Origin of the sequence: Yinghuangia soli (genome assembly GCF_021502675.1) — a bacterium.
Classification (GTDB): Bacteria; Actinomycetota; Actinomycetes; order Streptomycetales; family Streptomycetaceae; genus Yinghuangia; species Yinghuangia soli.
In genome coordinates, this window is sequence record NZ_JAKFHA010000008.1 from 231,485 (window position 1) to 249,740 (window position 18,256).

Annotated in this window: 16 protein-coding genes; 15 read left to right on the top strand and 1 reads right to left on the bottom strand. The window is 71.8% G+C overall.

The genetic code is table 11. The features are described 5' to 3' along the window. Window positions 1-154 precede the first annotated feature (154 nt). The 4 genes from LZ495_RS16920 (at window position 155) to LZ495_RS16935 (ending at window position 5,674) form a co-directional block, all read left to right on the top strand. Entirely contained in the window at window positions 155-1,645 is a 1,491-nt protein-coding gene (locus LZ495_RS16920; RefSeq protein WP_235053052.1) for a ParB/Srx family N-terminal domain-containing protein, read from the top strand. Between the two features lie 594 nt (window positions 1,646-2,239). Then, window positions 2,240-3,469: a PucR family transcriptional regulator gene (locus LZ495_RS16925; RefSeq protein WP_235053053.1), complete on the top strand. Its 1,230-nt coding sequence runs from the start codon at window positions 2,240-2,242 to the stop codon at window positions 3,467-3,469. Window positions 3,470-3,815: 346 nt separating this feature from the next. Continuing rightward, complete coding sequence (locus tag LZ495_RS16930) at window positions 3,816-5,165, top strand: ABC transporter substrate-binding protein (protein WP_235053054.1); 1,350 nt, start codon at window positions 3,816-3,818, stop codon at window positions 5,163-5,165. Between the two features lie 134 nt (window positions 5,166-5,299). Next, window positions 5,300-5,674: a peptidoglycan-binding domain-containing protein gene (locus LZ495_RS16935; RefSeq protein WP_235053055.1), complete on the top strand. Its 375-nt coding sequence runs from the start codon at window positions 5,300-5,302 to the stop codon at window positions 5,672-5,674. A 64-nt stretch (window positions 5,675-5,738) separates the two neighbouring features. On the opposite strand, the gene LZ495_RS16940 is transcribed toward LZ495_RS16935, so the two are convergent. Next, the gene (locus LZ495_RS16940) at window positions 5,739-6,404 is read right to left on the bottom strand and encodes a hypothetical protein (RefSeq protein WP_235053056.1); all 666 of its coding nucleotides are present in this window, start codon (window positions 6,402-6,404) and stop codon (window positions 5,739-5,741) included. A gap of 136 nt (window positions 6,405-6,540) precedes the next feature. On the opposite strand from LZ495_RS16940, the gene LZ495_RS16945 reads away from it, so the two are divergent. The 11 genes from LZ495_RS16945 (at window position 6,541) to LZ495_RS16995 (ending at window position 18,171) form a co-directional block, all read left to right on the top strand. Beyond that, window positions 6,541-7,371 (top strand): ABC transporter ATP-binding protein, encoded by an 831-nt coding sequence (locus tag LZ495_RS16945; protein WP_372498580.1) that lies wholly within the window; start codon window positions 6,541-6,543, stop codon window positions 7,369-7,371. Window positions 7,372-7,713: 342 nt separating this feature from the next. Next, window positions 7,714-9,351: an ABC transporter substrate-binding protein gene (locus LZ495_RS16950; protein ID WP_372498581.1), complete on the top strand. Its 1,638-nt coding sequence runs from the start codon at window positions 7,714-7,716 to the stop codon at window positions 9,349-9,351. After that, window positions 9,351-10,310: an ABC transporter permease gene (locus tag LZ495_RS16955; RefSeq protein WP_235053058.1), complete on the top strand. Its 960-nt coding sequence runs from the start codon at window positions 9,351-9,353 to the stop codon at window positions 10,308-10,310. Before LZ495_RS16950 ends, LZ495_RS16955 begins: the two co-directional genes overlap by 1 nt. Next, complete coding sequence (locus LZ495_RS16960) at window positions 10,307-10,471, top strand: hypothetical protein (RefSeq protein WP_235053059.1); 165 nt, start codon at window positions 10,307-10,309, stop codon at window positions 10,469-10,471. Before LZ495_RS16955 ends, LZ495_RS16960 begins: the two co-directional genes overlap by 4 nt. Further along, window positions 10,429-11,202: an ABC transporter permease gene (locus tag LZ495_RS16965; RefSeq protein WP_235053060.1), complete on the top strand. Its 774-nt coding sequence runs from the start codon at window positions 10,429-10,431 to the stop codon at window positions 11,200-11,202. Before LZ495_RS16960 ends, LZ495_RS16965 begins: the two co-directional genes overlap by 43 nt. Window positions 11,203-11,207: 5 nt before the next feature. Next, window positions 11,208-12,266 carry an ABC transporter ATP-binding protein gene (locus LZ495_RS16970; protein WP_235053061.1) on the top strand — a complete coding sequence of 353 codons (1,059 nt, stop codon included), beginning with the start codon at window positions 11,208-11,210 and terminating at the stop codon, window positions 12,264-12,266. Further along, window positions 12,263-13,129, top strand: a complete 867-nt coding sequence (locus LZ495_RS16975; RefSeq protein WP_372498582.1) for an ABC transporter ATP-binding protein — start codon at window positions 12,263-12,265, stop codon at window positions 13,127-13,129. Before LZ495_RS16970 ends, LZ495_RS16975 begins: the two co-directional genes overlap by 4 nt. Window positions 13,130-13,220: 91 nt before the next feature. Beyond that, window positions 13,221-14,669, top strand: coding sequence for an amidase (locus tag LZ495_RS16980; RefSeq protein WP_235053062.1), 1,449 nt, complete (start codon window positions 13,221-13,223; stop codon window positions 14,667-14,669). A 48-nt stretch (window positions 14,670-14,717) separates the two neighbouring features. Beyond that, window positions 14,718-16,151 (top strand): aldehyde dehydrogenase family protein, encoded by a 1,434-nt coding sequence (locus tag LZ495_RS16985; protein ID WP_235053063.1) that lies wholly within the window; start codon window positions 14,718-14,720, stop codon window positions 16,149-16,151. After that, on the top strand, window positions 16,148-17,548 hold the full coding sequence (locus LZ495_RS16990; protein WP_235053064.1) for an NAD(P)/FAD-dependent oxidoreductase: 1,401 nt from the start codon (window positions 16,148-16,150) through the stop codon (window positions 17,546-17,548). The genes LZ495_RS16985 and LZ495_RS16990 overlap by 4 nt, the downstream gene beginning before the upstream one ends. A gap of 38 nt (window positions 17,549-17,586) precedes the next feature. Continuing rightward, window positions 17,587-18,171 carry an Lrp/AsnC family transcriptional regulator gene (locus LZ495_RS16995; protein WP_235053065.1) on the top strand — a complete coding sequence of 195 codons (585 nt, stop codon included), beginning with the start codon at window positions 17,587-17,589 and terminating at the stop codon, window positions 18,169-18,171. The last annotated feature ends 85 nt before the right edge of the window (window positions 18,172-18,256 follow it).

Here is an 18,256-nt window from a genome sequence, read left to right on the forward strand (position 1 = left end):
ATGCAGCGCGGCGGCACGGCGAGATCGTCGACCGGCGGGTGCCGGTTGTTCATGTGGATGCCGTGTCGCCGTCCCCTGGGGCTGCGATCGTCCGTCGCGGTCGCCGGGCGCTCTGTTCCGGTGATCGGGAACGGGCGATCCGGGAGGAATGGCAATGGGGTCTGGCGGCAGAGCAGTGGCGGGTCGTACCGCGGCGAGCGCACTCGCGGGTGTGCTGGCCGTCGCCGGAGCAGTGGCCGGTACGAGTGAGGCCCAGGCGGCCCCGGCCGGCGCTCAGGACGCGGCAGCGGCAGCGTCGGCGCAGCCAGGAACGCTGCTTGATGTCACGCTGGACGCCCTCCACCCCACGCAGCCCGTGGTCGGCTACGACGAGGTCTACTACAAGCTCGGCCGCTACCGCTCCGGCAAGGACGCCGCCAACGGCGACGCCAACAAGCGCTTCGACGACTGGTGCGAGGCGAGCGGCCAGGGCGAGGCGGCCTCGGCGCAGCCGGACGCGCGGCTCGACGACGCGTCGACGTTCACCTGCGACCTGCCGCGCGGGCAGGAGACCGCGGCTTCGGTGGCGGCCATGAAGACCGCGGTGGTCGGTCCCGGCGGCAAGCTCTACCTGACCGACGGCCACCACACCTTCACGTCGTTCCTGGAGACCGCGGACGGCGGCGCCGACACGCGCGTCCGGGTGCGGATCACGGACAACTTCAGCCACCTGTCGAAGGCCGAGTTCTGGGCGCGCATGCAGGCCGAGGGCAAGGTGTGGCTGCGGGACGAGAACGACCAGCCGATCACCGCCGACCAGCTCCCGGCCCGGCTCGGGCTGGCCAACTTCCACGACGACCCGTACCGCAGTCTCGTCTACTTCACCCGCGACATCGGCTACGCGACGCCCGACGACGCCGCCGAGTTCCTCGAGTTCTCCTGGGGCTCGTGGCTGCGCGGCCGCGTCGACGTGAACGAGCACGACCTGAACGACCCGGCGGCCTACCTGGCCCTGGTCGAGCAGGCCTCGCGCGCGATGGTCGCGCTCGACCCGAACAGCCCGGTGGCGTACGGGCGTACCGCGGCCGAGCTGGGCAAGCTCGACCAGTGGAACGCCGGGAAGAAGCCCACCGGCGGCGAGTTCGCCAAGCTCTCCAAGCCGATTGCCGAGGCCAAGCCCGGCAAGCTCGCGTACGCGCTCGACTTCAAGGCCGCCGTCGGCACCCCGCCCGTGTGCACCAACACCGTCACCGGCACCCACAACGGTCCACTGATCGCTGCGTCCGGGACGACGTGCATCGACCGCGCTCAGGTGCGCGGCCCCATCGTGGTACGCCCCGGCGCGGGCCTGGTCGTCAAGGGCAGCACCGTGAACGGGCCTATCTCGGCGGCGATGGCCACCACCGTCCAGGTGTGCGGCACCGACGTACGCGGTCCGGTGGCGGTGACCGCGACCAGCGGCCTGGTCCGAATCGGCGGCACCGGCTGCACGGCCGACGCCATTTCGGGCCCGGTGAGCCTCACCGCCAACCGCGGCGGCGTGGAGGTCTCCGGCAACACCATCGGCGGCCCGCTGGCCTGCGTCGCCAATGAGCCGGCGCCGACGAACGCGAGCAAGCCCAACACGGTCCGCGGCCCCCGGGCCGGCCAGTGCGCCGGGCTGTAGACGAAGCAAGGCGCGGGAAACTGGGGCTTGGGCGAATCAGGACTTGGGCGAATCAGGACTTGGGCGAATCAGGACTTGGGCGAATCAGGACCGGGGTGAATCAGGACCGGGGTGAATCAGGACCGGGGTGAAGCGGGGTCTGCGGGGGCTGGGAGCCGGGACCCGGGCGCAGTAAGGCCCTGGGAGCCAGGACCAGGGGCAGCCCGGATCCGGGCGGATCAAGACCGGCTGCGGCGCGACCTGGGGGAACGCGACCGGGGGAACGCGACCTGGCCAAACCAGGTCCTGGGCCGATCGGGGCCTCGACGAACCGGCCCGCACACCCCCCGCCCCGACCCCGCGGGCGCTGCGCCCGAACCGCGCCCGCGGAGCAGCCGGCGATACCCGCCAGGGCCTGGATCGCCTCGCGCGATTCGGGCCCTGAACCGGCCGGGCCCCGGGTGCTGCCTGCGCGCAACATCTGGGGCCCTTCGTCAACATAACGGCGCTTCGGAGCCCCCGGACTGGTCCGGCGCACAGCATTGGCCTCCGACCGTTGTGCAAATGCCGTCGGCCATCCCGGCAGGCACGATCCACTCGCTAGGCTCCACCGCCATGGGCTCCTCCTCGCGCAAGGTCCTCACCGCTGCCGCATTGCGGATGACGGACCAAATTCCGGAGATCAGCGAGCGCGTCGTCCGGCAGATCATCGCGCAGGAGCCCACCTACCAGTCGCACGGGCTGGTGCCGCGCGAGGTGCTCTCGCGGTCGGTGAACTCCAATGTCGGACGCATCCTGCGCGTCCTGGCCGGCGCCCAGGTCACCGACAAGGAAGAGGTCGCGACGGCCTTCACGACCGGCCGGCAGCGGGCCCGGCAGGGTGTGCCGCTGGAGGCGGTGCTGCGCGCGTACCGGCTGGCCGCCGAGGTGCTGATGCACACCACGCTCGCCGAGGCGGAGGCCGCGATCCGCGGCGACATGGCGACCTTCCGGGACGTCGCCACCGCGATCATGAAGGTCAGCGACCGGCACTCCGAGGCGGTGGTGGCCGGCTACCGCGAGACCGAGGCCGAGCAGCAGCGCCGCGACGACCAGCTCCAGCAGGCGATGTTCGACGCGCTGCTCGACGGCCGCGGCAGCGACCCCGACTTCGCCCGGGAGGCACTCGCCGCCCTCGGGCTGCCGCAGGACGGCCCGTACGTCGTGCTGGTCTCGCGCTTCGACGTCGCCTCGCACGCCGCCTTCAGCCCCGCACGCGACACGTGTGCGGCGTACCTCTACCGCGCGGCCTGGCGGATCAGGGCCGGACACGAAGTGGGCATAGCGGCGCTGGGCCGCTCCAACGTCGACCGCCTCGTCGCCGCGCTGCGCGCCGAAGACCCCGGCTGCCTGGGTGTGTCCGACGCGATCGGCTCGGTACGCGATGTGCCCGCCGCGTACCGGATGGCCGAGGTCGCACTGCTGACCGTCGCGAACGAGGCCGCCGAAGTCGCCTGGATCGCCGAACGCCTGCCCGAGGCCTTGGTCGTCTCCAGCCCGGCGCTGGCCACCCGGCTGGCGCGCGGCGCCCTCGGGCCCGTCCTCGACCTGCCGCCCGCGGAACGCGACGTGCTGCTGCGCACGCTGTCGGTCTGGTACCAGGAAGGCCGCTCGGCATCGCGCGCGGCGGCCCGGCTGTTCTGCCACCGCAACACGATCATGAACCGGCTGCGCCGGGTGGAAGGCCTCAACGGCAACTCGCTGGAGGACCACCGCTATCTGCTCGCCTGCTACTTGGGCCTGCTGACGCTGGAACTCATGCCCGCGGCGGTGCCGTTCCCGGCCGAGGCCGCCGCCACTACCTGAGACGGGGACACCGAAGCGGTTGCGCCGCCCGCTGTCGCGACCGCCCGAGTGCTCGCGACCGCTCGAGCCGGCGCGCCTGCCCAAGCCGTCCGAGCCGTCCGTGCCGTCCGGGCCCCCGACACTGTCGCCACGGCCTGACCACCGCACCTGACGCTGTGCGCGAGCACAGCCGCAGCCCCCCGGACGCTGGACGTTCGCCCATCGATCGGCGCCGTGCGGTCCGCGAGCATCTACCGCACTGCGTACCGCCCTTCCGCGCGCCCGTGTTCCGGCCGGAGGCACCGGCCGAGTGCCGTGCCCCGCCGGCCGTCCGGCCCCGCCCGGCCCGACGTCAGGAGACCAGGCCATGACGACGCACGCCCGCACGCCCCGGCACCCCCGCACACCCCGGCACCTCCACTCGCTCCGGCACCCCCACGCGCTCCGGCGCCGCCGCACACCCCGGCTCGCCCTCGCGCTGCTCGCCGCCACCGCGCTCGTGGCGACCGGATGTGCCGCGGAGTCCGATTCCTCGAAGATAAGACCGCAGTCGTCATGGCAGGCCGTCGCGTCCGGTCCGGGGGTGGACGACAAAGTGGTCAGGCTCGGCGCCCTCACCGACCTGAGCGGCGTCTACGCGACCCTCGGCAAGAGCCTGACGCAGGCCCAGCAGCTGTACTTCGAGCGCTTCAACGCCGCCGGCGGAGTCTGCGGCCGCAAGGTCGAACTCGTCGTGCGCGACCACGGATACGACGTCAAGCGCGGGGCCGCCGCGTACGCCGAGATCGCCCCGCAGATCGCCGGACTGCCGCAGCTGCTCGGCTCGCCGGTGGTCGGCGCGGTGCTGCCCGACCTGGCCCGCGACCGGCTGCTGGCCATCCCGGCGGCGTGGCCCTCATCGATGCTGAAGGAGAAGTACGTCCAGATCGTCGGGGCCACCTACGACATCGAGATGATCAACGGAGTGGGCTTCCTGCTCCAGGAGGGCCGGATCGCCGCGGGCGACAAGATCGGCCACATCTACTTCGAAGGCGAGTACGGCGAGAACGCCCTGACCGGCGCCAGGTACGCCGCGGAGCAGGCCGGCCTCACCCTCGTCGAGCAGCGCATCAAGGCCACCGACGCCGACATGGCAGCGCAGGTCGCCGCGCTCAAGCGGGCCGGGGTCAAGGCGATCCTGATGAGCACCGGCCCGAAGCAGTCCGCGTCCGCGGCCGGCACCGCCGCCGCGGTGGGCCTGAACGTGCCGATCGTGTCGAACAACCCCGGCTTCTCCCCGCAGCTCCTCGCCACCCCGGCGGCGGCCGCGCTGCAGAAGAACTTCTACGTCGTCAACGCGGTCCAGACCGCGAACGCCCAGGTCTCCGGCGTCATCGAACTGGTCTCCGCGTACCAGGCCCGCTACCCGGACGCGCCGCTGGACAGCGCGGTGTCGCTCGGCTGGGTGACCGCAAAGGTCTTCGGCGACAGCCTCAAGCGGGCCTGCGACGCCAAGGACCTGACCCGCGAGGGCATCCTCGCCGCGCTGCACACCATCGACCAGTTCGACTCCGGCGGCGTCACCGCGGTGCTGGACTTCAGCAAGATCGGCCATGTCGGCACCCGGCAGTCGTTCATCCAGATGCCCGACGCGAACGCCAAGGGCGGCCTGGCCGGTATCGCCGGACCGCTGCCGTCCCAGATGGCCATGCAGTACCCGATGCCCGGCCAGACCTGACGGCGCGGAGCCTTCCCGGGTGGGAGCGCACAGCGCGCCGACACGTGTCGGGTTTATCCAATACCCGCCGGTAGCCGGTCCTGGACGCTTGCCACGCGTCGCCTGGCGCTCCCCCTCCAGGAAGGTTCCGAAGCATGTCTGCACGCAAGCGGTTCGCCGCGATCGGCCTGTCCGCCACGATGCTGTCCGGGGTCGGCGTCGCGCTCACCGCGACCGACGCGGCGGCCGCCACGTACGCCTGCAACTACACGCGGACCACGAACCCGTACCGCACCTACGCCGGGCACTACAGCGGCAGCACCCACATTCCCACCAAGGGCAGTTGGAGCAAGGCCAACATCGAGGCCCAGTGCCTGCTGAAGAAGGACGGCTGGAACCCCGGCCCCATCGACGGCATCTACGGTGACCAGACCCTCTCCGCCGTCATGTACATGCAGGCGCGCTACGGCATCGGCATCGACGGATACATGGGCCCGGAGTCCTGGCCGATCCTGCGCTACTTCGCCTGACCGGCGCGGACCGCGGTGCCCCGCCCACCGGCGCACCGCGGTCCCCAGGGTTCGTGACGGACCGTCACTCCCAGACGGTGACCTGGAACTTGACCGGCGTCTCGATGGCCACGGCAGTGAGGACCTTGAGGTAGGCCGTGTGCCCCTCGTCGGTCTGCACGCAGTACCGGGCGCCGCGCGTCAGGTCGCCGGCCTGGTAGCTGCCGCGCTTCTGGACGGCGTCCGCGCATTCGGCGGCGGTCGGGTCGGGGCCCTCGGCGGGCAGCAGCGCGAGGGTGTTGGGGGAGCCCTCGGTGACCAGGCCGGGGGAGCCGACGTTGAAGAGGGCGACCAGGTCGGCGCTCTTGCCGGACGGCATCGCCAGCGGCGGCGCGGTGTCCAGGTCGAGGTAGTTCTGGCCCGGCTTCAGGGTGATCTCGGCCGGACCGGACAGCACCTTGGCGGGCGCGTCCGGGGCCGGCGCCGGCGGTCCGGATGCCGACCCGGTGGATCCGGCAGACCCCGACGACCCCGACGCGCCGGCCGACGCGTTCCCGGCGGCACCGCCCGACTGGCCGCCCGACTGGCCCCCGCCCGACTGCCCGCCGGTCGCGGACTGCGTCTCCCGCGCGGTGTTGTCCGCATCGGACGACGAACCCCCGGCCGCCCAGATCGTCACCAAGATGCCGATCACCGGGATCACGATGCCGACGACCCACCAGGCCCACTTCGGCTGGCTCGAAGCGCTCACTCGACTCTCCGCACGCTGTGGTTCCTCGAAGCGTGGCGACCCTACCAGCGGGATTCGGCTGCGGTCGGGGTGCGGACGCGGAGCGGACGGGCCGATATCGTCGTGCACGAACCGCCCCGACGGACCGGGAGTGACCGTGACCGTGCCCAGTTCTGCCGAGCAGTCCGCTTCTGCCGTCGCCGAGCTCAGCGGTGTGAGCGTGCGCAAGTACACCACCGGTCAGGTCATCCTCGACGGCATCGACTGGACGGTACGCGCGGGCGAGCACTGGGCGCTGCTCGGTCCCAACGGCGCCGGGAAGACGTCGGTGCTGCGGCTGGTCGGGGCCACCATGCACCCGACGACCGGCACCGTCGACGTGCTGGGGCACCGGCTCGGGCGTGTCGACATGCGCGAACTGCGGGCCCGCATCGGCTTCGTGTCCAGTGCGCAGAAGGTGCCGCTCGACGAGACCGCGCACACGGTCGTGCTCACCGGTGCGACCGGCACCATCCAGCCGCTGTGGCGCAAGTACGACGACGCCACCCGGCAGCGCGCCCACGAACTGCTCGCCGAACTGGAGCTCAAGGAGCTTGCGGACCGGCCGTACGGGGTCTGCTCGGGCGGCCAGCGGGCCCGCATCCTCATCGCCCGCGCGCTGATCGCGGACCCCGGACTGCTGCTGCTCGACGAGCCGTTCAACGCTCTGGACCTGCCCTCGCGCGAGGACCTCATCGACGCCATGCACCGGCTCGCCGAGACCCGCCCCGCGCTGGCCACCGTCACGGTGACCCACCACCTCGAGGAACTCGCCCCGAACATCGGGCACGTACTGCTGCTGCGCGACGGCCGGGTGCAGGCGTCGGGTGCGGCCGCCGAGATCCTGACGGGCGCGCAGATGACGGCGTGCTTCGGGCGGCCGATCGAGGTCGTCCACCACGAGGGCCGCTGGTCGGCCCGCTCGGCCCGCGGCGGCATCCGCAGCTGAGCCTGCGCCTCCGGGTCCTCCCGACCGGCTCCGGCCGCCGTTCCGCCGAACCGTTTCCGGCCCTCTGCATCCCTGCGGGTTCCCGCATGTTCCCGCACCTCGCGCGCTGCGGGAACGGCACTTCACGGTGGTGAAACCCGACGCCTCGTTGTGTCCAGCGGCCCTTGCCCCGACAGGTTGACGGGGCATCAGCTTGCTTCGGTCACATTCCCGTGTCGGCGCGAGAATCGTTCCCGCAAACTCTTGCGGAGGAACGTTCCCGCATCAATACTCACCGACACCTGCCAGGACGCGTCGTCCGTTGGCAAGCATCTCCGGGCTTCTGCCGTCCCTCCGAAAGGGGTGGGTTCTTTGCGCATTTTCCGAACTACCGCACTGGCCGCCGCACTGGTCCTGTCCGCCGCGGCCTGCAGCGGCGGAGGGAGCAGCGACAACTCCTCCGACTCCGGCAAGCCGTACGAGATCACCAACCTCACGCCGCCCGGCAAGGGGCCGGTCGACCAGGTCAAGTGGTCGCTGTACGCGGAACCGCAGACCCTGGACTACGCCTACGCCTTCGACTACCCGATCAACGCGGTACTGGCGAACGTGTGCGAAAGCCTCCTCCGGGTCACCCCGGAGTTCAAGCTCACCCCGGGCCTCGCGGCGAGCTTCGCCAACCCGGACCCGCTGACGTGGACCTACAAACTGCGCAGCGACGTGAAGTTCCACGACGGCACCGCGATGACGTCCAAGGACGTCGTGGCCAGCCTCGAGCGCCAGATGGACCCCGAGGTCGGCTCGGTCTACGCCACCGTCTTCAAGGACGTCGAGTCGATCAAGGCCACCGGCCCGCTCGACGTCACCATCAAGCTCAAGCGCCCCAACGTCCTGCTCAACGAGCAACTGGGCGCCTCCGCGGGCACCATCGAGAGCGCCGACTTCCTGGCCAAGGCCGGCAAGGACTACGGCAACCCGCAGGGCGGCGTGAACTGCACCGGGCCGTACTCCCTCAAGGAGTGGAAGCCCGGCACCGCGATCACCATCAAGAAGAACGACGCCTACTGGGACAAGTCGCTGACGCCCCAGGTCGGCGAGCTCGAGTTCGTCTTCATCCAGGACCCCGCCGCGCGCGCCAACGCGCTCATCACCGGCGAGGTCGACGGCGGCTACCTGCTGCCCACCGACGCCTACCAGAAGCTGCAGGCCGGCGACGGCAAGCTCTACTTCGGCGACATCACCGGCAACTACTCTGCCGCGGTCACCAACCTCAAGGGCGCGCTCGGCGACCAGAAGGTCCGCCAGGCGCTGTCGCTGGCGATCGACCGCGAGGGCATCATCAAGGCCGGCCTCAACGGCTACGGCGTGCTCGCCAAGGCGCCGATCCCGGCCTCCGGCTGGGGCACCATCCCCGCGGTCCAGGCCGCCCAGCAGTACACCGACCTGCCCGAGCCGAAGCAGGACCTCGAGGCCGCCAAGAAGCTCGTCGCGGAAGCCGGCGCGACCGGCAAGAAGATCGTCGTGGCGACCAGCCCGCTGGCCACCGAGATCACCGTCTCCACCAACGAAATCCAGCGCGCCGGCCAGGCCATCGGCCTGGAGGTCGAGCTCAAGACCATCTCGCCGGACGCGTACACCGCGCTGTTCACCGACCCGAGCGCGCGCGACGGCATCGACATGCTGGTGACCAGCGGCTACGACGTCACGCCCGACCCGCTGGAGTTCTACCAGACGCTGCAGACCGGTGAGTTCGCCAACTACGGCAGCTGGTCCAACCCCGAGTACGACGCGATCATCCAGGAGGCCCTGGGCACCGCCGACCCGGCCGCCCGCGCCGCCCTCACCGCCAAGGCCCAGGCGATCGCGCTGCGCGAGCTGCCCGGCATCCCGCTGTGGGAGTCCCCGCTGTCGCTCTACATGAGCAAGCGGATCACCGGGGCGACCTCCAACATCAGCCACCTGTCCTTCCCGTGGGCCGCCACCCTGGGTGCCGCGGGCTGATGAACCGCAACCTGCTCCGGTTCATGCTGGGGCGCGTCGTGGGCCTGGTGCTCGTGCTGCTGGCGACCTCGTTCGTGGTCTTCAGCGCCGTGCACCTGGCCCCGGGCGACCCGGTCACCTTCCTGATGCGCGGGCGTCCCATCACGCCCGCGGCCCGCGAGGCCATCACCGCGCAGTACCACCTCGACGAGCCGTTCCTGAAGCAGTACTGGATGTGGCTCACCGACGTGCTGCAGGGCGACTTCGGCCGCTCGGTGCAGTTCCGCCAGGACATCGGCGACCTGGTGATGCAGAAGCTGCCGCTGACCGGGTTCCTCGTCGGCTACGCGATGGTGCTGATCCTGGTGGTCGGCATGACGCTCGGCGTCGTCTCGGCGCTGCGCCCCGGCTTCGTCGACAAGCTGGTGCTGGGCTGGACCGGCTTCTCCATCGCCATCCCGTCCTACCTCGCGGGCACCATGCTCGCCTCGGTGTTCGTGGTGAAACTGGGCTGGTTCCCGGGCTTCGGCGGCGGCGAGGGCTTCACCGACCGGCTGTGGCACCTCACCCTGCCGGCCATCGCCCTGGCCCTGACGTTCGCGGGCCTGCTGGCCCGCGTGACCCGGTCCGCGATGCTCGACGAGCTCTCCCGCGAGCACGTCGAGGTGGCCCGCTCGCGCGGCGTCCCGGAAGGCCAGGTCATCCGGCGGCACGTGCTGCGCAACGCGCTCGGCCCGATCGTCACGGTGATCGGCACGATGGTCGCCAGCCTGCTGGTGGCCACCGCCATCGTCGAGCAGACCTTCAGCATCAAGGGCATCGGCTCGATGCTGATCGGCGCCGTCACCGCCAAGGACTTCCCGGTGGTCCAGGCACTGACCCTGCTCGTGGTCGCGGTGTTCCTGGTCGTGAACCTCATCGTCGACCTGCTGCAGCCGCTCATCGACCCCCGCGTGACCCTTGGAGGTGACAAGCGATGACGAGCCCCGCGCTCATCCAGGGCGGCGGACCGTCGGCCCTGCCGGTCACCCGGCGCGGCGTGCCGCGCCGGATCCGGGCCCTGGCCGCCAACGGTCCGCTGTTCACCGCGGCCGGTTCGTGCTCGTCCTGCTGGTCCTGGCCGCGGTGTTCGCCCCGCTGATCGCGCCGTACGACCCGAACGAGATCAACCTCAAGAACTCGCTGGCCGGTTCGAGCCCGGACCACTGGCTCGGCACCGACCAGTCCGGCCGCGACCTGTTCTCCCGGCTGCTGTACGGCGCCCGCACCGGCCTGCTCGGCCCGCTCGCCGTGGTCGGCGTCTCCACGATCCTCGGCATCGCCATGGGCGTGGTGGCCGCGTGGCGCGGCGGCTGGGTCGACTCGCTGCTGTCCCGCTCGATGGACCTGCTCTTCGCGTTCCCCGCGATGCTGCTGGCGATCCTGTGCGTCGCGGTCTTCGGGGCGGGCATGACCGCGCCGGTGATCGCGATGATGATCGCCTACACGCCGTACGTGGGACGCCTGGTGCGCTCCATCGCCCGGCAGGAGCAGGCCCGCCCGTACATCGAGTCGTACAAGGTCCAGGGCTGGTCCGGGTGGGCGATCTGCACCCGGCACCTGATCCCGAACATCACCCCGACGGTGCTCGCCCAGTCGGCGATCAACTTCGGGTACGCCCTGGCCGAGCTGGCCGGCCTGTCCTTCCTCGGCTTCGGCGTCCAGGCGCCCACCGCGGACTGGGGCGTCATGGTCAACGAGGGCCAGAGCCCGCTCCTCAAGGACGTCCTGATGCCGGCCCTCGCCCCGGCCACCGCGATCATGCTGGCCGTGGTCGCGTTCGGGATCGTCGGCGAGGGCATCGCCGACCGCATCGCGAAGCGGGAGAAGTGACCGGCATGGCCGAGACGACCACGAGCACGGACATGAGCAAGGGCAAGAACAAGAGCACGGCGGCCTCTTCGCCGGCCGCCGGCCCCGGCGGCAGCGCCGAACCGCTGCTGGACATCCAGGGCCTGACCCTGCGGCTGCCCGCGAGCGCCGCGGCCCGCCCGATCCTGGACGGGATCGGCCTGCACGTCGGCCGGGGCGAGACCGTCGGCTTGGTCGGCGAGTCCGGCTCGGGCAAGTCGGTGGCCTGCCGCAGCGTCCTCGGACTGCTGCCGCGGACCGCCGAGACCGAGGGCGCGGTCCGGGTGAACGGCACCGACGTGCTCGGCCTGGACAAGCAGGGGCTGCGCGACATGCGCCGCAACAAGGTCGCGATGGTCTTCCAGGACCCGCGCGCCTCGGTCAATCCGATGCGCCGGGTGGGGGCCTTCCTCACCGAGGGGCTCCGGGTGCGCGGCCTGTCCAAGGCCGATGCGCTGGCCCGCGCCGAGCAGTTGCTCGAAGAGGTCGGCATCCGCGACCCGAAGGGCGCGCTGCGCAAGTTCCCGCACCAGTTCTCCGGCGGCATGCTGCAGCGCGTGGTGATCGCCGCGGCGCTGACCGGGGACCCCGAACTGCTGCTGGCCGACGAGCCCACCACGGCTCTCGACGTCACCACGCAGGCCGAGGTCGTCGGCATCCTGCAGCGCCTCCAGGCCCGGCACGGGACCGGCATGCTCTTCGTCACCCACGACCTGGAGCTGGCCGCGGCCATCTGCGACCGGATCTACGTCATGTACGCCGGGCGGATCGTGGAAAGCCAGCCGGCCGCCGACCTGTTCGCGCGGCCCCGGCACCCGTACACCGCGGGCCTGCTGGCCTCCACACCGCGCCTGGACCCCGATGCGGAGCCGCCCAAGCCCATCCCGGGCCGGCCGGTGTCGCTCGCCGAGGCGCCCACCGGCTGCGCGTTCGCGGACCGCTGCGCGTTCGCCGAGGACCGCTGCCGCGCCGAGGCGCCGCCGCTGGTGACCCAGGGCGCGGTGTCGGTGGCCTGCCTGCGCGCCGACGAAGGGATTCTGCCGTGACCAAGGAGAAAATCCCGGCTCAGGCGTCCGATCCAGGCGAGACGGCCGGACCACTGCTCGAAGTCGCCGGCCTGTGCCGGACGTTCGGCGACCACAAAGCCGTCGACGACGTCGCCTTCACGCTCGCAGCGGGCGGCTCGCTCGGCATCGTGGGCGAGTCCGGCTCGGGCAAGACCACGACCGCGCGCATGCTGGTCGGCCTGGAGACCCCGGACGCCGGCAGCATCAGGGTGGCCGGGCACGAACGCGCCCGGCAGCCCCGGAACCGCGCCGAACGCCTGCGCCGGGCCCGGGAGATCCAGATGGTCTTCCAGGACCCGTACCTGTCGCTGGACCCGCGCATCACGGTCCGCGACAGCATCGGCGAAGTGCTCCGGCTGCACGCCCCCGAGCTGGGCAAGACCGGCCGGGCCGAGCGGCTGGCCGAACTCCTCGACCAGGTCGGCCTCGGCGCCCGCGAGGCCGGCGCGGTGCCGCGCCGGCTGTCCGGCGGGCAGCGCCAGCGCGTGGCGATCGCCCGCGCGCTCGCGGCCTCGCCCAAGGTGCTGATCCTGGACGAGGCGGTCGCCGCCCTCGACGTGTCCATCCAGGCGCAGATCCTCGACCTGCTGGTCCGGATCCGGCGCGAGGAAGGCATCGCCTACCTGTTCGTGAGCCACGACCTCGCGGTGGTCAAGCACATCACCGACGACGTCGTCGTGCTGCGCAACGGCCGCATCGTCGAGGCCGGGCGCACCGCGGAGGTACTGGCGAACCCGCAGCACCCGTACACCCGCCTGCTCATCGACTCGGTGCCGTCCGAGGACTGGGATCCGGACCGGATCGCGGAGAGCAGGCGCGCCCTGGCCGCGCTGGAGGCCTGACACCCCGGAGGCCCGCGGCCGCCGCCCGCCGGCGCGGCCGCGGGCCTTCGGGCGCCGTACAAGTCCGTACCACCGAGGCTGAGGAGTCAGCATGCCGTCCGACGTGCCCACCGATCTTGCGTACCTCTCCGCGACGGACGCGCTGGCCGCGTTCCGCACCCGCGAACTGTCCCCGGTCGAACTGCTCGACGCCGTGCTGGCCCGGGCGCAGGAGACCGAGCCGGTCGTCAACGCCGTCGTCGAGTACCTCCACGAGGAGGCGTACGCGGCGGCCCGCGAGGCCGAGCAGCGCTACCTCGGCAAGGGCGGCGGCGACCCGCGCCCGCTGGAGGGCGTGCCGGTGGCGGCCAAGGAAGAGCACCCCATGCAGGGGCGCAAGCTGCAGCTCGGCTCGCTGCTGCACGCCGACGACGTCGCCGAGGTCACGCACCCGATCATCGAGCGCATCGCGGCGGCCGGCGGCGTGATCCACCTGCGCACCACCACCCCGGAGTACTGCGCCGCCGGGTTCACCCAGTCGAAGCTCTGGGGCGTCACCCGCAACCCGTGGAACCCCGAGTACTCGTGCGGCGGTTCGTCGGGCGGCTCGGGTGCCGCGCTGGCCGCGGGCTACGCGCCGCTGGCCACCGGCTCGGACATCGGCGGATCGATCCGCATCCCGTCGTCGCTGAACGGCGTGGTCGGCTTCAAGCCGCCGTTCGGCCGGGTGCCCGCGCTCGCGCCGTACAGCCTGGACCAGTACTGCCACGACGGCCCGATGGGCCGCACGGTCGCGGACGTCGCACTCCTGGAGAACGTCATCGCCGGGCCGTGGAAGCGCGACGTGGTCTCGGTGCGGCCCAAGCTCGTGCTGCCCGAGACGTACACCGGTGCGCGCGGCGTCGAGGGCATGCGCATCGCGCTGTGCGTCACCCTCGGCGAGTACCTCGTGGACCCGGTGGTCGCGGCCAACACCCGCGCCGCGGCCGAGTCGCTGCGCGCCGCGGGCGCGGTGGTCGAGGAAGTCGAGATCGCCTGGACCAAGGAAATGATCGACACCGCCTACAAGACGCACTTCGCGGCGATCATGGGCGACGAGGCGCTGACCGCGGTGCGCGAGGCGCCGGACCTGGTGAACCCGTACCTGGCCGCCTTCGCCGAGGATGCCGGCAGCGGCGCCGTCTCGATGATCGAGGGCATGGCGCTGGAGGGCCGCATCTACGCCGAACTCGGCGAGCTGCTCGACCAGTTCGATGCGCTGGTGTGTCCGACCACTGCGGTGCCGGCCTGGGTCGCGGACGAGGACTTCACCGCGACCAAGCTCACCGTGGCCGGTGTCGAGCTCGGCACGTACATGGACGCGGCCATGACGCTGCCGTTCAACATCTGCAGCCGCGTGCCGGTGCTCGCGGTGCCCTCCGGCTTCGCGCCGAACGGCGTGCCGACCGGCATGCAGATCGTCGGCAAGACCTACGACGACGAGACGGTCTTCCGGGTCGGCGCGGCCCTGGAAGAGGTGCGCCCGTGGGCGTACGCGGCCGGGTCGCGTCCGGCTCTCTGACGGGCTTCACCGCTCCAGCCCGATCCACGGCAGCTCTGAGAGGGACCCATGACCAGCCATCAGCTCTTCATCGACGGCACGTTCGTGGACGGCACCGGCGACGGCGCCTACGAAGTGCACAGCCCCGCCACCGGCGAACTCGTCGGAACCGTCCCGGTGCCCACCGCCGCGGACCTGGACGCCGCCGTCGCCGCGGCGACCCGCGCGCAGGCCGACTGGGGCCGCCGCACCGTCTGGGAGCGCGCCGCGGTCCTGCACCGCGTCGCCGACGAACTCGACAAGCGCCTCGACGAGTTGGCCCGCCTCACCGTGCTGGAGCAGGGCAAGCCCCTGGCCGAGGCGGTCAGCGACATCTCCGAGACCGCGATGCTGATCCGCCTCCAGGCCGAGGACGCGATCCGCATGTACGGCGCCACGATGCCCTCGCTGTTCCCGAACAAGCGGCTGTTCACCACGTACCGCCCGGTCGGCGTGTGGGGCGTCATCACCCCGTGGAACTTCCCGCTGCACTCGGTCGTCGAGTTCGCCGCCCCGGGCCTGGCCATGGGCAACGCCCTGGTCGTCAAGCCGCCCGCCAACACGCCGCTCTCGGTGCTCGCGGGCATGGAGGCCTTCGCCGCCGCCGGGCTGCCGGACGGGCTGATCAACATCCTCCCCGGCGACGGCATCGTCGGCGACGCGCTGGTCCGGCACCGCGGCATCCACGCCATCGGCTTCATCGGCTCCTCGGCCACCGGCGCCAAGATCCAGGCCGCCGCCGGCCTCAAGCGCTCCATCATGGAGTGCTCCGGCAACGGGCCCCTGGTGGTCCTCGCGGACGCCGACGTCGAGGCCGCCGCCAAGGCCGCGGTGTACGGCGCCTACTTCTGCGCCGGCCAGGTCTGCTGCGCGACCGAGCGCGCCCTCGTCCACCAGGACGTGCACGACGAGTTCGTCGCGGCCGTGCTGCGCGCCGCCGAAGACGTCGTGCTCGGCGACCCGTTCGACCCGGCCGTCAACCTCGGCCCGCTCAACAACGAAGGCGTCGCCGCCAAGATGGACCGGCACGTCGCCGACGCCCGGGCCCGCGGCGCCAAGATCCTCACGGGCGGCAACCGCCGCGCCGGCATGCCGACCGACCTCTACTACGAGTTCACCGTCATCGACGGCGTGCCCTTGGACAGCCTGGTCTCCCGCGAGGAGTCCTTCGGCCCGGTCGTCCCCATCATCACCGGCACCGACGACGACGACCTCCTGCGCATCGCCAACGACGACGAACTCGGCCTGCAGGGAGCGGTGTTCACCAAGGACATGGGTGCCGCCTTCCGGTTCGTCGAGGAGATGGCGGTCGGCCAGGTCGTCGTCAACGACAGCACCTGCTTCTGGGACGCCAACATGCCGTTCGGCGGCGCCGGCGGCCGCGGCACCGGCTGGGGCCGGATGGGCAGCCGGCTCACCCTGGAGGCCATGTCCGACGTCCGAACCGGAGTCTTCACCGTATGACCGCCGACGCCCACCGCACCGCGCTCGCCGGCACCGCCGCCGCGCCGTACTGGCTCGACCGCCCCGAACGCCCCGAACCCCTCCCGCGCTTGACCGCGGACACCGCCACCGACCTCGCCGTCGTCGGCGGCGGCTACACCGGACTGTGGACCGCGCTGCTGGCCAAGCAGCGCGACCCGGACCGCGACGTCCTCGTCCTTGAGGCCGGCACCTGCGGGCACGCGGCGAGCGGCCGCAACGGCGGATTCTGCTCGCCGAGCCTGACCCACGGACTCGCCAACGGCGCCACCCGCTGGCCCGGCGAGATCGCCACGCTCCAGCGCCTCGGCCACGCCAACCTCGACGCCTTCGAACGCGACCTGGAGATCCACGGCATCGACTGCGGCTTCGCCCGCACCGGCAAGGTCTCCGTGGCGGCCACCCCCTGGCAGGCCGACGCCCTGCGCGGCGCCGCCGAACTCGGAGCCCGGCACGGCGAGAACCTGCGCCTGCTCGACCGCGCCGAACTCCGCGAGTTCGTCGACTCGCCGCTGTGGACCGCGGGCCTGTGGCACCCGGACTACGCGCTGCTCGACCCCGCCCGCCTGGTGTGGGGGCTGCGCGACGCGTGCCTGGCCGCAGGCGTCCGCATCGCGGAGCGCACCGAGGTCACCGCGCTGGACACCAAGCACCCCGACCGCGTCCGGCTCACCACTCCGTATGCCGAAGTCACCGCGCTCCGCGTCGCGTTGGGCACCAACATCTACCCGCCGCTGCTGCGCCGCCTCGGCATGGCCATGGTCCCGGTCTACGACTACGCGCTGACCACCGAGCCGCTCACCGAGGACCAGTTCGCCGCGATCGGCTGGACCGGCGACCACGGAGTCACCGACTCCGGCAACCAGTTCCACTACCTGCGCAAGACCGCCGACGGCCGGATCCTGTGGGGCGGGTACGACGCGATCTACCCGTTCGGCGGCCGCGTCGACGAGGCGCTGACGCAGCGCCCGGCCACGTTCGACGTGCTGGCAGCGCAGTTCGCCGAGACCTTCCCGGCCCTCGCAGGGGTTTCCTTCTCCCATGCGTGGGGCGGCGTCATCGACTCGACCACCCGGTTCTGCATGTTCGCCGGCACCGCGGCCGCCGGACGGGTCGGCTACGCCCTCGGCTTCACCGGACTCGGCGTCGGCGCAACCCGGTTCGGCGCCGAGGTCGTGCTCGACCTGCTCGACGGCCGCGAGACCGAGCGCACCCGGCTCGAGATGATCCGCCGCAAGCCGCTGCCTTTCCCGCCCGAACCGGCGCGCTACCTGGGCATCCAGGCGACCCGCTGGTCGATGGCCCGCGAAGACCTGCACGGACGCCGCAACCTGTGGCTCCGTACGCTGGACCGCCTGGGCCTGGGCTTCGACTCCTGACACCGCACGAAACCATGAACGGGGAGACGCGTCAGAACATGGACGACCAGCATCCGGCGACGCCGGGAGCTTCGGCGCTCCGCAGCGCACGAGTCGCCGCGGGACCGCTCGACGACATCGACCGGCGCATCATCGCCGCCCTCCAGGCCGACGGACGCCGCGCCTACAGCCAGATAGCCGAAGACCTCGGCATCCCGGCCTCGTCCGTGCGCTACCGCGTACAACGCCTCGAGGAAACCGGGGTACTGCAGATCGTCGGCATCGCCAACCCGCTGACCATCGGGTTCGACCGGCTGGCGATGATCGGCATGCGCGTCCGCCCCGGCACGGCCCACCAAGTGTGCTGCGAGCTGCGCGAATTGCCGGAGACCTCGTACGTCGTCATGACCGCCGGGCAGTACGACGTCATGGTCGAGGTGATCTGCCGGGACACCAGCCACTTCACCGACCTGCTCAACCGCCGCCTGCACCTGATCGACGGAGTGGTGTCCACCGACTCCTTCTTCGTCCTCGAAGTGCACAAGCTCGCGTACGGCTGGGGCGTCGGCGGCGTCGAGACCGGGCTGCTCGACACCCCCGGCGCGCACGGCAACGGCGCGCTGGACCAACGGCCGGCGCGCTGACGCATCGCCTCCGGCCGGACCGCGCAATTCTGCGGAAAACTGCCCCGGACCGCAGTCCTGCCGGCGAAGTGGTTCCGGCAGGACC